The 14,301-nt window shown below is 67.8% G+C and carries 6 protein-coding genes and 3 pseudogenes; 2 read left to right on the forward strand and 7 right to left on the reverse strand.

Features of this window, described 5'->3' with window-relative positions; genetic code table 11:
* Nucleotides 1-3: 3 nt before the first annotated feature.
* Nucleotides 4-996, reverse strand: coding sequence for a dihydroxyacetone kinase subunit DhaK (gene dhaK, locus AB0E19_RS25430; RefSeq protein ID WP_362184463.1), 993 nt, complete (start codon nucleotides 994-996; stop codon nucleotides 4-6).
* 446 nt (nucleotides 997-1,442) lie between these two features.
* Here dhaK and AB0E19_RS25435 point away from each other — a divergent pair, with 446 nt between their 5' ends.
* Both AB0E19_RS25435 and AB0E19_RS25440 read left to right on the forward strand, forming a co-directional pair.
* Nucleotides 1,443-5,858, forward strand: coding sequence for a hypothetical protein (locus AB0E19_RS25435; protein ID WP_362184465.1), 4,416 nt, complete (start codon nucleotides 1,443-1,445; stop codon nucleotides 5,856-5,858).
* 397 nt (nucleotides 5,859-6,255) lie between these two features.
* A complete protein-coding gene (locus tag AB0E19_RS25440; RefSeq protein WP_362184467.1) occupies nucleotides 6,256-7,392 on the forward strand; it encodes a tyrosine-type recombinase/integrase in 1,137 nt (378 codons plus the stop codon).
* 263 nt (nucleotides 7,393-7,655) lie between these two features.
* Here the strand turns inward: AB0E19_RS25440 and AB0E19_RS25445 are convergent.
* The 6 genes and pseudogenes from AB0E19_RS25445 to AB0E19_RS25470 form a co-directional block, all read right to left on the reverse strand.
* Nucleotides 7,656-8,753 (reverse strand): annotated as a pseudogene (locus tag AB0E19_RS25445) (IS630 family transposase).
* Between the two features lie 404 nt (nucleotides 8,754-9,157).
* Nucleotides 9,158-9,289: pseudogene (locus AB0E19_RS25450) on the reverse strand (IS630 family transposase); the annotation flags it as partial.
* A 5-nt stretch (nucleotides 9,290-9,294) separates the two neighbouring features.
* A protein-coding gene (locus AB0E19_RS25455; RefSeq protein WP_362184469.1) for an IS3 family transposase occupies nucleotides 9,295-10,499 on the reverse strand; the annotation gives its coding sequence in 2 pieces (ribosomal slippage) (nucleotides 9,295-10,208 and nucleotides 10,208-10,499; 1,206 coding nt in all).
* Between the two features lie 77 nt (nucleotides 10,500-10,576).
* A pseudogene (locus AB0E19_RS25460) lies at nucleotides 10,577-11,581 on the reverse strand (IS630 family transposase).
* Between the two features lie 74 nt (nucleotides 11,582-11,655).
* Complete coding sequence (locus tag AB0E19_RS25465; protein ID WP_362184471.1) at nucleotides 11,656-12,600, reverse strand: formylglycine-generating enzyme family protein; 945 nt, start codon at nucleotides 12,598-12,600, stop codon at nucleotides 11,656-11,658.
* Nucleotides 12,601-12,664: 64 nt separating this feature from the next.
* On the reverse strand, nucleotides 12,665-14,044 hold the full coding sequence (locus AB0E19_RS25470) for an arylsulfatase (RefSeq protein ID WP_362184474.1): 1,380 nt from the start codon (nucleotides 14,042-14,044) through the stop codon (nucleotides 12,665-12,667).
* Between the last annotated feature and the right edge of the window lie 257 nt (nucleotides 14,045-14,301).

The following is a 14,301-nucleotide window of genomic DNA, read 5'->3' on the forward strand; positions in this document are numbered from 1 at the left end:
CGCTCACCGTCCCCAGCGCAGCGCGGGGGTGGCCACCGGCGCGTCCCACAGGCGCAGCAGCTCCTCGTCGGCGGCGCACAGGGTCACCGAGCAGCCCGCCATGTCGAGCGAGGTCACGTAGTTCCCGACCAGCGTGCGCGCCACCGGCACCCGGCGGGCGTCCAGCACGCGCCGCACCTCCGCGTTGAACCCGTACAGCTCCAGGAGCGGCGTCCCGCCCATCCCGTTCACCAGCAGCAGGACGGGGTCAGAGGGCCGCAGGTCGTCCAGGACGGCGTCGACGGCGACCTCGGCGATCTCCCCGGCGGTCATCATCCCGCGCCGCTCCCGCCCCGGCTCCCCGTGGATCCCGACCCCCAACTCCAGCTCGCCCGGCGGCAGATCGAAGGTCGGCCCGCCCTTCGCGGGCGTGCTGCACGCACTCAGTGCCACGCCGAACGACCGCGACCGCGCGACCACCCGCCGCGCCAGCGCCTCCACCCGCTCCAGCGGCGCACCCTCCTCGGCCGCCGCCCCCGCGATCTTCTCCACGAACAGGGTGGCCCCGGTCCCGCGCCGCCCCGCCGTGTACAGACTGTCCGTCACGGCCACGTCGTCGTCCACGAGCACCTTGGCCACCTGGATGCCCTCGTCCTCGGCGAGCTCGGCGGCCATCTCGAAGTTGAGCACGTCCCCGGTGTAGTTCTTCACCACGAACAACACCCCGGCACCACTGTCCACGGCCGCCGCCGCTCGCACCATCTGCATCGGAACCGGCGACGTGAAGATTTCCCCGGGGCAGGCCCCGTCCAGCATCCCCGGTCCCACGAACCCCGCGTGCAACGGCTCGTGCCCCGACCCGCCCCCCGAGACCAGCGCCACCTTCCCCGCCACCGGCGCGTCCCGTCGCACCACCACCCGCTGCTCGACATCCACGGTCAGCTCCGGATGAGCCGCGGCGAGCCCCCGCAACCCGTCGGCCACCACACGCTCCGGCACATTGATCAGCATCCTCATGGATACCTCCTGGTGAGGCTAGCAGGTAGGTGACTGAGCAGGCTTTTTGCAGGTCAGGGCGAGTGAGATCAATCGTTGATCTTGGCGATTCATGGCGTTCGGGAGCGGTCTCGGGCGGTACTGATGCTGACCTGTTGCTGACTTTCCTGATCAACCGTCAGGGGTGGGTTGGACTGGGTGCACTTTGCACCTGTGCATGATGGCGCAATTATCCGCTCGGGGGTGTGGTCGCGCACCGGTGCGTCGCGGCCGCAGGTGGCCGATCCCCTGTCGACAGGCTTCGTGCGGCGCCTCGGGGCTCAGCTGTGGCCGGCTGGGCGGCGAGTGACCGCATGGAGGCGCATGCTCGAAACGCAGGCCACGGATGAGCTGGCAGGTAATACAGTGCTTGGCCATGGACTCCCCGGTGAGGAGTCCGTTGCGGCGCACTGGGGAAGTGATGCGCGATGGGGCTGTCGGGCGGAGCGGCGGACAAGGCGGGCAACCGGTACGAGAACTGGTGGACCGCGCTAAAGGTCGCGGACCTCCTGCGCGGAGAGGCCTCGCGGATCCGTCTTGAGCCTGTGGGGCAGGCTGGTGAAGGCATCGAGTTCCAGCTCGTGGCCAAGGGCGAAACATGGTGCGATCAGGTGAAGGACGTGCCGTCGCGGGGGCCCTGGTCGCTGCGATCCGTGGCAGCCCTCCTCAAGGCCGTCGCAAGCCACCTTGCAGCCGGTAGGAAAGTGCGACTCGTTCTCTCGACCGGATCGCCCGCGCTGCGCGACCTTGCCGACCGGGCGAGAGCCGCCGTGACGTTCGCCGAGTACGAAGAGATTCTTACCGGCCCTCAAAGGCGCGACTTCATGGCTCTGTGCGGAGTCTGGGCCGGCGACGGCAAGCCCGTAGACCGGGAGACCCTCTGGAGGTATCTCCAGTCCGTTTACGTGAAAGACTACTCACCGGAGAACCTGCGTGAGCTGGTCCACATCATCTACGAGCAGCTGTTCGTAGGGAATCCTGAGGGAATAGTCAGGCAGCTGAGCGGATATCTGGACGACAACCTCCACAAGTGGCTCACCGGGTCGGAGATCCGTAACCACTTGCTCTCTCTCGACGGAGTTCGACCCCGACTGTTGGCCGGGGACAGCAATACGCTCGCTGCCCTGGCGGCCACCAAGGACGGGTTCCTGCGGCACGTGCGGGATAGGGCGCCCGCTCTCGGACTGGCCGCGCGCCCTCACCTCGACCAGCTGCACGGTCGGTTGGTGGCCGAGGGCGGTCCGCAGATCGTGCTGTGCGAGGGACGGGCGGGCTCGGGCAAGTCGACGGTTGCCGCGAATGTACTGGAACGTCTCGCAAGCCACGGGTGGCCGATCGCCGTCGTTCGCATGGACCGAGCCGCTCCTTCGGTGCGAACGGCGAGGGACCTCGGCACCATGATGAATTTGCAGGATTCGCCCGGGATCCTGCTGCCCGGAGTCGCCGATGGGGGGCCTGGACTCTTCGTCGTCGATCAACTGGACGCCGTCAGTCTGTACAGCGGCCGCATGGCAGACGTCTTCGAGGCCGTCGAGGGTGTGCTCGCTCAACTCTCGGCAGCGCCGAACATCAAGGTGCTCCTGGTGGTCCGCACCGTCGACGTCGAACAGGACGGCAGGCTCAGCAGACTGATGACGGCAGATGTCCGGGCGGAGAGATTCCCCGTGGGGGAGCTGACCGAAGACTCGGTGCGCGCCGTACTCACCGCGAGTGGGAACGACCCCGACAACCTGAGCCCAGTGACTCTGGAGCTGCTGCGCACCCCTCTGCACCTGGCGGTCTTCAGCACCCTTCCCCCTGCTGCCCGCCCCGTGCCCTACCGGACTCTGCAGCAGCTCTACGGCGGTTACACCAAAGAGGTGCGCAGACGCGTAGGAATCAGGAGGGGAAGCTTCGACTGGCAGGGGATCACCGGCGCCCTGTGCACCTCCATGAGCGACCGGGAGAGTCTGCAGGCACCCCTCGCCCTCCTTGACCGCTACGCGCCGGAGGATGTCGAGGCCTTGAAGTCGGAAGGGCTCCTGGTGGGCGACGAGGAACGCATCGGTTTCTTCCACGAGACCTACTTCGACTACCTCTTCGCCCGCTCCTTCCTCACGACCGGAAGGGACGTCCACGACTTCCTGGCCGACTCCGGACAGCACCTCTTCAGACGGGCGCAGACCCGCCAAATCCTCGAGCACCTCGCCGGCACGGACCGCGACCGGTTCCGCGAGACCACGGCACGGCTGCTCGGGTCCACCCGAATCCGCTCCCACCTGCACGACGTGGTCACCACCGTTCTCACACAGCTCGACGCGGCCCCGGCGGACTGGCTGGCCGTCGAACCGTTCGCCTGGGGTGCGAGCCCGGTGGCACGTAAGGTGCGCCGATTGCTGGCGCTGCCCGCCTGGTTCGACGCCGCGGACCACGACGGCAGGTGGGAACGCTGGCTGGCCACTGCCGAAACCGTCGACGCCGCGTTCGCCGAACTGCTCATCGCGGCACGGCACAGGCCGGAGCGGGCAGCAGAGCTGGTACGCCCCCACATCAACACCACCCCCGAGTGGCGACGGCGGCTCCTCGGCCTCATGGAGTGGTCCCTCACGCCCGGCCTCGTCGACCTGGCCGCCGACCTGATTCGGACAGGACAGGCCGACGAGGCCCGCGGCCCCCTCGCGACCAACAGCGACTTCTGGACCCTCCTCTACGGCCTCTCCGAGACCGCCCCCGTGCCGGCAGCCAGGCTCGTCGGCGCCTACCTAAACCGGGCACGGACCCAGGAGCCCCCCGACAGCAGACGCAAGCCGTTCGGGGGCGAGTACCTCGCGGCCCACTCACAGACCGCCGCCACCGTCCTGTCCCGGATCGCGGAGGCCGCGCCGAAGGCGTACGTGGACAACATCCTGCCCTTCGTACTCCACACCGCAGAGTCCGACGAGGCCTTCAGCGAACGGTCGGACAGTCGCTGGTCGTACCGGCAACGGGACGGCAGCAGCGTCAGTGCCGAGCTGCTCTCCGCCCTCGACACCGCCTTGCGCGCCCTGCCAGCCACCGACCCGGCAGCCGCGGCTGACACCCTGACGAGACTGAGCGGATCGGCAACGGAGATCGCCCGCTTCCTGACCTGCCGTCTGTACACCACCCCGTGGACGGCTGACGAGGGGCTCGACTGGCTCTGCAGCGACCAGCGAAACCTCCGCCTGGGCTGGGTGGACAGTTCCCGCTGGGCGTCTCATGAACTCATCGCAGCCGCCACGCCCGACTGCACCGACGACACTCTTGACCATCTGGCCGAAGTGCTTCTCGGGTATTACCCGACGACGGAGCAGCGCCGAAGAGTGGAGGGGGGCCCCAGCCGTTGCGGCTGGGGTCAGTACGAACTGCTGTCGGGGATCGACCCCATACGTCGCAGCGACAAGGTTCGATGGAGGCTCGGCGAACTGGAGCGGAGGTTCCCCGGAATCGTCCCCTCCCCACCCTCCGGGGTTGTCACCGCGTGGGCGAGTTCTCCGATCAGCGACCATGCGGCGGCGCGCATGACCGACGAACAATGGCGTCGCGCTTTGGACAAGTACGCCAAGCCCCGAGTCGAACGGTCGTGGCCGCCCCAGGGCGGCGTGCACGAACTCGCCGGCACACTCCGCACCCGAGCAGGACAGGAGCCCTCGCGCTTCGCCGCCTTCGCCCTCACCCTCGGACCCGACCTGCCCGGAGCGTATCTGTGCGCGATCGTGGAAGGAGCCGCACCCCATCTGGACAACGGGGCATGGGAGAAGCTGGCCCTCCACACCCACCGGAACCTCGGCGAAGAAGCAGCCTCCACGGTGTGCCGCGCACTCCAGGCCACGCCCGACCGCTTCACCTCCACCCAGCTCCCCCTCCTCACGAGCTACGCGACAGCCCCCACCCCCGAGCGGGACACCCGCGCCCTGGACGCTGAAGGCACCCGCACCGATCTGCTGACCGCAGGCCTGAACGCCACCCGGGGCCAGGCAGCCATCACGTGCGCGACCCTCCTCTTCCACGACGCCCGCCACCTGCCCGAACTCAGACCCCTCATCCTCCGACTCGCCACCGACCCCGTACTCGCCGTCCGCGTCTGCGCCGCCGAAGCCGTCCGCGCCTTGATGAACCACGACCCACAGACCGCGTTGGACGCCGCGGACCAGCTGATGACGCACCAGGACCTCAACGTCCACAACGCGCACACAACCCAGCGCCTGCTCATCGGAGCTCTGGCCCGCGACCCCGGACGATTCGCCCCCCACCTCGACGCGGCCCTCCACGGCCCACGGCAGACCAGGGAGCTCGCAGGACAGACCTGGGCCGTGGTGACACTCCATGGAAACGCCACACCGGACTTGCCCGCCACGGTGCTGCAGCTGGGCACTGCGGCACGCCGCGGCGCGGCCAAGGTTTTCGCCAGCAACCCTGATCACTACACGCGGCTCCTGCCGCTGTTCGACGATGACGACGAAGAGGTTCGCAACAACGCGTCGACCGTGATGAGGCACGCCTTCGGCCTGCTTCCCTCCCAGGCCGACGAGCTTGTCCAGGCGTTCATCGCCAGCAAGGCTTTCCCCGACAACTTGGGGGAACTCGCCTTCGCGCTCCACCACCCGATCGGCCTCCTCCCGTCGGCGGCGTTGGACGCCTGCGAGTACATCGTCGGCCGGGCGGGCGCGGATATGGCCGACATCCGAACCCGTCATGCGGCTCATGGCCGTTACGTGGTGAAGGCGGTCCTGAGGCTGTACCGCCAAAGCTCGCCCTCCGTACGCAGCCGCTGCCTGGACATCATCGACGCCCTCTCCCGGGCCGACGTCCCGGGTCTTCACGCGGCACTGGAAGGTGAACGCTGACCTCTTCGCCAGGGGACCGTTCGGTTGGCGCCCGGAACTGGAAAGGAGCGTCGAACGCGGAACGCCTGGCACCACGCCGATCACCACTTGCTTCCACCGCCTGCTGCCGCCGACCAGCGCGGGAGCCCTATGCCCTCCGCGTATCCCCTTGGCGGCATAGAGAGAAGACGGGTCGCTCCGTCGGCGCTTATCAGAGCCATGGATATGCGCCGATGCTGCGCACTCTGTTCAAGTCCAAGATCTGACTATTTGGCGTCGCCGCAGGTCAGGGGCATCATGTGCCCCCTCAGGTCAGCAAACGGTCAGCATGCGTCCCCGACGTGTCCCCGCTTGCTGACCTGCGACCGGCAGCGCGGCGCCTGAGCAGATTCTTGGGCCGGAACGGATGGTGCGACACATGGCCCGACAGCTCGCTTGCGGCATGGGGTCCTTCTTCAAGGACTGCGGCTGCGCGAAGCCCACTCGATGCCCTCACCCGTACTCGATCCGTTTCCGCGACGCGCTGGGCAAGCAGCGTGAGGAGTCCGGGTACGACACCCAGGACGACGCGATCGAACGCCTCACACAGCTCTACGCGGAGAAGAAGACCACGACCCCGTCCGTGGCGGCGGCCCGCCGGGAGCTGGGTCAGCTGACGGTGGAGGAGTACGCGAAGCAGTGGCGGCCTCGGCAGCGCCGGATGACGGACTACTCCACGGGGGAGCACGTCGACAGTTCGATCAACGTGCACATCGTCCCGCGCCTGGGGGCGCGGAAGCTGAACTCGGTCACGCCGATGGTGGTCGAACGCTTCCTGGACGCGATGGAGAGCGACGGGGTCAGCCGCGGAAACCAGGTGAACATATTCCGGGTCCTGAAGACCATCCTGCGGGACGCGTATGCCAAGGGAGCCATGGCGGACGACCCGGTCAAGGGCGTCCAGGAGCCGGAGTACGTGCGCGAGCAGGTGGCCATCCCGTCCCTCGCCTACGTGACGAAAGCACTGGCCGTCGCCGACGAGGACCTGGCGCTGGAGATCGTCATGATGGCGGGATGCGACCTGCGCAACGGTGAGGCGCGAGCCGTGAACGTGAACAACGTCGTGGCCCAGGACGTGTACCGGGTGCGCGAGCAGATCCACTCCAACACGTTGAAGCCGGCGAAGCTGAAGCACCGCAAGACGGGGGAGTTCCGGGAGGTGCCATTGCCGCGGTCGGTTCGGGAGGCGATCGAGCGGTACGAGGAGAAGCACGGCACCACGAAGAACGGCTACCTGCTGCGCGGCCCGGGCGGCTACTTCACCGAGGGCATGGAGCGGCGCCGGGTGAGGAAACTCTTCGCGGACCTCCCGCCGGAGGACGGCGTCGGGATGTACGGCTTCCGCCACTACTTCGCCTCCAACGCCGTCGGGAACGGCATCCCCACCACCGATGTCGCGGAGTGGATGGGGCACAAGTCCATCGAGGAGACGTACCGGACCTACCGGCATCTGATGCCGGGCAGCATCACCAAGGCCGCCCGGATCCTGGACGCCGGCCTCTGGGAAGCAGCCTGATCTCCGGATCTGAGGGAACAACCGGTTTTTCGTCTGATGGTGGTGCAGCAGTATCACCCATTCTGGCCAGGGAAAAGAAAGACGGTGCATCTCTTTGGTATGGCTTGGACCGGAAAGGGCCCGGATCTTGGTTCGGGCGTCCTGGGGCGAAGGGGAGGGTAGCGGTCTGAGAAGTGCTGGGAATGATCAGGAGCGGCCTGGTTATCGGGTGGGGTCGTGATGCTGCTCATGAGCGGAGTGCGACCGTCGAATGTATACCCGAGCTAGTCTTCTGAGTCAGGAATTATTTTCAGATATGAAGCGAGACGTTCGAGGGTCTCGTCCGCGGTCTTGGTCCAGGCGTAGGGCCTGGGCTCGGTGTTCCGTGCGACGATCCAGTCGCGGAGGTCCTGTTCCAGGACCTGGACGGTCTTGTGGACACTTCGCCGTATCCGCTTGTTCGTCAGCTCGGCGAACCGTCGCTCCATCAGGTTGAGCCAGGACGGCCCGGTCGGGGTGAAGTGCAGGTGGAACCGGGGATGCGCCAGCAGTCAGGTCTTGATGGCCGGAGTCTTGCGGGTGGCGTAGTTGTCCAGCACCAGATGAACCGCGAGGCCGGCCGGGACCTCCCTGTCGAGCTTGACGAGAAACTGCTTGAACTCCTTGGCCCGGTGGCGCCGGTGCAGGGAGCCGATCACCTTGCCCGTGGCCACTTCCAAGGGGGCGAACAGGGTGGTGGTGCCAGCCCGGACATAGTCATGCGTGTCCCGTTGCGGTACTCCGGGCATCGTCGGCAGCACCGACTGAGAGCGGTCCAGCGCCTGGATCTGAGACTTCTCGTCAACGCAGAACACCAGGGCCCGTTCGGGCGGGTCCAGATAGAGGCCGACGACGTCGTGGACCTTGTCGACGAAGTACGGATCCGTCGACAGCTTGGACGTCTCCGGACGATGCGACTGCAGCCCGAAAGCCCGCCAGACGCGGGACACGGTCGACTGCGACAGGCCCAGTTCCTTCGCCATCGACTGCGTCGACCAGTGAGTGGGGTTCTTCGGTGCGGACTGCAGCGTCCTCGTGACCAATGCGGCCACCTGCTCGTCCGTCACCGACCGGGGGCCGCCCGATTGGGGCATGTCGCCCAGGCCGGCGATCCGGTGCCCGACGAACCTCGCCCGCCACCGGCCAACCGCATGCGCGGTCGAGCCGAGCCGGGCCGCAACATCCTTGTTCGAAGCACCTTCGGCGTAGGCAAGAATGATCCGGCACCTCAGCGCCCACGCCTGCGGCGTGGGCCGGCGCCGCACCCACCCCTCGAGCGTGGCCCGCTCCTCGTCGGACAGGATCAACTCGGCTTCGGTCGCCCGGTACGTGCCGTGGACCAAGCCTATACACCTGAAGAGAATCCCTGACTCAGAAGACTAGCTAGTGCTCTGGCCGCATTGGTTCGCCGGGTTCAGTCCGGTGGACGAGGGCCCCACGCTGGCGACTGTGCCAGTCCAGCAGTCCGGTTGGTCGGATTCGCTCCAGAGGACCTCAAGCTGTCTCCGGGTGAGTTCTTCCGCTTTCTGGAGGAGGGCAGTCTGCGCGAGATCCGGCTCGGACGAGGACGGAGGATCAGCGAGTGCGCCGTCGGCAACGCCGGCTGGTCCGGTGAAGTAGACGGCGTACCGCCACTTGCCCGGCGTTCGGTACAGGACCAGGCTCGTCGGTGTCCCGAGGGTGCGCCAGTACGGCTGTCGCTTGCTTGGCATTCCGGCACGGTACTGCTCTTGATCGGACTCGCTACTCATGCGGCGTTGGTCAGAGGCCGGCCGCCCCAGCGGAGGCCCTTCTCGCTACGGACACGGGCGCGCTCCTTGCGCTGGGCGGCGAGCACGTCGAGGTAGCGGGCGTTCGGGCCTTGACCCCGAATCCTGGACACGGTTATGCGGCTGGCGTCAGCGTAGTTGATGTTGCTCGGGACGCTGTCTCGTAGGCGATCGGGCTGCGGTGTCCGAGGCGGGAGTGACGACGTCGGGTGTTGTAGCGGTGCAGCCAGCGGAACGCGTCGAGGCGGGCTTCGCGCTCGCTGGACCAGTGCTTTCGGCCCTGGAGCGTCTCCCGCTTGAACGTCGCGTTGAACGACTCGGCGAGCGCGTTGTCCGCCGAGCTGCCGATCGCGCTCATGGACTGGCGGACGCCGGCCCGGCGGCAGGCGTCGGCGAAGGCCCGGCTGGTGTACTGGGCTCCGTGATCGGTATGCAGGACCGCTCCGGCGAGGCTGCCGCGGGTGCGCCTCGCGGCGGCCAGGGCGTCGACGACGAGATCGGTGCGCATGTGATCCGCGATCGCCCAGCCGGTCAGACGCCGTGAAGCGAGGTCGATGACGGTGGCCAGGTAGAGGAACTTGCCGTTGTCCAGGGGGAGGTAAGTGATGTCACCGACGTACTTCGTGTTCGGCTCACGTGCGGTGAAGTCGCGGCCGATCAGGTCCGGGGCCTTCGCCGCGGCCGGATCCGGAGTCGTGGTGCGGTGCTTTCGCCGCAACTTCACGCCGGCCAGATCGATGCTCCGCATGACGCGTGCGACCCGCTTGTGGTTGACGCGTTCGCCGCCCTCGTCACGGAGTTCGGCGGTGATTCTGGGGACGCCGTAGGTGCCGTCCGACTCGCGGTGCACGACCCGGATCCGTGCGGCGAGATGGGCGTCGGCAGCCTGCCGGGCGGCCCGGCCGACGGCGGTGCGGCGCCAGTAGTAGAAGCTGGAGCGGGCGATGCCCAGGATGGTGCACAGCCGCTTCACGCCGTAGCGGCGCTGCAGGTCGGCGACGAACTGGAAGCGGTTCACCAGCACGTCTCCCCGGCGAAATACTTCGCCGCCTTCCGCAGGACCTCGCGCTCTTCCTCCAGCTCGCGGACCTTCTTGCGCAGAGCGGCGTTCTCCGCCTCCAGCGCCGTGGGCGGCTCGGCGGACGCCTCGGCCCGGCGGCCCCGCGGCCGACTCGCACCGGCCGCCCTGACCCAGTTCCGCAACGTCTCCGGGTTGACCCCCAGATCAGCGGCGACCGACCTGATCGTCGCTCCAGGCCGCGACTCGTACAACGCGACCGCGTCCGCCTTGAACTGCGGCGGATAGTTCTTCATGACCACGAGATGTCCGTCCTCAGATCCTCAGGATCCAGTGTCTCGTGTGTCCAAGGTCCGGGGTCAAGGCCCTTCTTGTTGCGTCAGCGCAGGTAGGCGTGCAGGGCCCGGGTCTGGACGGTGTGGTTGCGGTGGTTGGAGTTGGCGACGGTGAACTGCCGCAGCGGTCCGAAGTGGGCCTCGATCGGGTTCGCCCAGGAGGCGTAGGTCGGGGTGAAGCACAGTTCGACGCGGTTCTTCCTCGCTCAGCGACGGATCGTCTCGCCCTTGTGGGCGGACAGGTTGTCCAGGATGACGTAGATCGGGGCGCCGTCCGGGCGGGTCGCGGGAATCGACCGGAGGGCGGCCAGGGTGTTCACGGCTCCTTTCTTGCGGCGGTTGACACCCCACAGGGTGTCGTCGCCGACGGAGTAGCAGCCGTGGAAGTACCGGACGCCGTGGGTGCGGTGGTAGGTCGCGGGGTGCCGTTCTGGGTGACCTGCCGGTGCCCAGCCCGAGCCGCCGGTGGGGCGGATCCCGAGTGGCCCGAACTCGTCGAACGCGAATACCCGGTCGGGGAACCGCTCCAGGACGTGCTCGATGCGGTCGAGCTTGATGTCTCGGTCGGGGGCCGGGGACTCCTTCCAGGTCTTGGTGCGCTGGAAGGTGATGCCCCGGCGGGCGAGCAGGCACCGTAACGCCTCGCGGCCGATCCGGATCGCGCGGCCGTGGACTTTCCGCAGGTAGGCGGCGAGTTTGCGGATCGACCAGTGGGTGAACGGCTGGCCGAGCTTACTCGGGCGCGTGGTGGCCGTCGCGACGACGAAGTTCTCGTCGTCAGGGCTGAGCAGGCGGGGACGGCCTCCCGCCCACTGAGGGTCCAGGCAGGCCAGGCCGATCTCGTTGAACCGGGGGATCACGTCGCGGACGGTGTCCTCGTCGGCCTGCACCAGCTGGGCGATCACCGGGACCCGGTTCCCGCCGGCCGAGGCCAGCAGCATCATCGCGCGCCGGTAGCGGACCGAACTGGTGCTGCCCCGGCGCACGATCTGCTGTAGCTTCTGACCCTCCTGGTCGGTCAACCTGCGCACACGGACAGGCTCAGCCACCGCACCTCCAACGATCGGACGGACGTCACCACGCATCCAACCGCCACCACCGCCAACCCGGCGAACCTTCCTGGTCAAAGCACTAGAAGGCCCTGGACGTACCTCCGGTGGCCGAGGTCGTTGGCGCAGCGGAAGCCGATGTTGGCGGTGGCCGAATCGGCGGTGTTGCCGGAACGTGCCGCGACCCGGTACCGGTAGCAGTACGAGTCGTGGCAGAGGTAGGACCCGCCTCTCATGACACGCTGAGTCCCCTGATCGGAACCGGCGTGCGGGCCCCGGGGGTCGAAGACGGGCTCGGACGCGGCGCGTCGGGCGTAGGTGTCGGCGGAGAAGGCATCGGCGCACCACTCCCACACGTTGCCGACCGTGTTCCAGAGCCCGAACCCGTTGGGCCGGAACGACTTGGCCGGCGCGGTGGCGAGATGTCCGTCCTCCTGACTGTTGGTATGGGGGAAGACGCCCTGCCAGATGTTGCACTGCCAGTGCCCGCGCGGGGTCAGATCGTCGCCCCACGGGAAGCGGCCGCGTGCGCGTCCTCCGCGGGAGGCGTACTCCCACTCGGCCTCGGTGGGAAGGCGTTTGCCGGCCCAGGCGCAGTAGGCGACCGCGTCGTTCCAGCTCACCTGGACCACTGGATGGTGCTGGAGGGCACCGATGGAGGAGAGAGGACCGTACGGGTGTCGCCAGGTGGCTCCTCGTACGACGAGCCACCAGGGGGTCTCCGGAGCGTGCCCCAGCACGTCGCCTGGGCGAGCCTTTGCCGTGAGGTGGAAGACGGCCGAGGCGCCGAGTCGTTCGGCATCGGTGACGTAGCCGGTCTCCTTGACGAAGGTCGCGAAGGCGGTGTTGGTGACCGTCGTCGCGTCTATCAAAAACGGATCGAGACGTACATCGTGGACGGGCCGCTCACCGTCCTGCGGGTAACCCTCGTCGAACGCGTCGCCCATGGCGAATGTTCCGCCGGGGACGCGGACTTGGCCCTTCGTGTTGCGGATCGTCGCACGCGGTCGGGGCGGCATGGCCGGCCCGGTGTCTCGGTGCAGGGGCGCAATCGCGCCGACAGGTGCGCAGCACTGCCGCACGTCACTTCACCACTACGGCATCGGCCAGCCACTTCTCGGCGCTGCGGACCTGGTTGGGATGGCTGGAGGCGATGTTCTTGCTCTCGCCGAGATCGGACCACAGGTCGTAGAGCTCGACGGCCTTCCCCTTGCGGCGGACCGCTTTCCAGCGGCCGAACCGCACGGCCTGGTCCCCGCCCTCAGACTGCCAGTAGAGGTACGGACGGCCCGGCTGGCTCTTTCCCGTGAGGGCCGGCAGGAAGGAGATGCCGTCGAGTCCCGCCGGTGTCTCGCCGCCGGCGACGTCGGACAGGGTGGGCAGGAAGTCCCACACGGCGACCTTCTGCCGCAGCACCGAACCTGCGGTCGGTGCACCGGCCGAGCGCAGGGAAGCCGGGAGACGGACGATGAGGGGTACGCGGATACCGCCTTCGTAGACGGTGAACTTGGTCCCCCGCAGTGGCCCGTTGCTGTCGAAGAACTCCACCCCGTGCAGGGCGTGTGGGCCGTTGTCGCTGGTGAAGACGACGAGGGTGTCGTTGGCGACACCATGCAGCTCCAGCCGGTCGAGGACCTTGCCGATCGCGCCGTCCGTCCAGGTGATCTGGGCGGCGTGGTTGCGCTCGGGCTGCGGCCAGTTCTCGTCGGTGTAGGGCGCGTCGCTGGGCACCTCGTTGGGGCCGTGAGGGGTCGTGTAATTGAGGTTCAGGAAGAACGGCCGATCGTGATTCCGGTCGATGAAGTCCAGAGCCTCGGTGGTGAACAGGTCGCCGGCGTAAGTCACGTCGGCGCCCTCGTTCTCCGGGTAGGTGATCCGCTCCGCATCGCGCCACAGGTAGGTGGGCCAGTAGTCATGGGCATGGCCGTGAGTGATGTAGCCGAAGAAGTGGTCGTAGCCCTGGCTGTTGGGATGACTCGGGTTGTCGCCGTTGTCGGGCCCGAAGCCCCACTTGCCGATGTGGCTCGTGGCGTAGCCGGCCGCCCTCAGGGTCTCGGCGACGGTGACGTCCTCCGCGACCAGGCCCTTGCCGGAGTCTCCGTTCCCCTTGATGCGGGAGTGACCGGTGTGCAGGCCCGTCAGCAGTGAAGCGCGTGAGGGGGCGCAGGTCGGGTTGGCGTACGCCTGGGTGAACCTCAGCCCCTCGGCGGCGAGTCGGTCGAGCACGGGTGTCTTGATGGTCTTCTGGCCATAGGAACCGATCTCGCCGTATCCGAGGTCGTCAAGAACGATCAGGACGATGTTCGGCTTCCGTGTCTCTCCGTCTACGCGTAGGGCCTGACCAGCGGCTGCGGCGGCTTCGGACCCGGTGACGCCGGCAAGGGCGAGGGCTCCGATACCGGCCAAAAGGCGACGCCTCGACATCCCGGTGATGTTCGGACTAGTTATTTTCTGTTCGGTCATGATGGAAAAAGTAAGGGAAGTCCTGCAGAGCCGCCAGGTCTTGCGTGAGCCCGACACATGATCGAAACAGCCGGACTCCTGTCGTCCGCGCTCCCGCCGTTCACCGGAAGCCGGACGGTACGCGGAGCCCGTCTCGGTGGAGAGCCGCCGTCCCCTCGTGGCCGGGGCGAGTCCCGTCTCTTCCGGTCATGCCTTCGACGCGATCGGGGGACGGCGATACCCGATCCCCTTCGTCAGCCGCGGCCGCCTCCCGGACG

Source organism: Streptomyces sp. NPDC047974, from assembly GCF_040653375.1.
GTDB lineage: Bacteria > Actinomycetota > Actinomycetes > Streptomycetales > Streptomycetaceae > Streptomyces.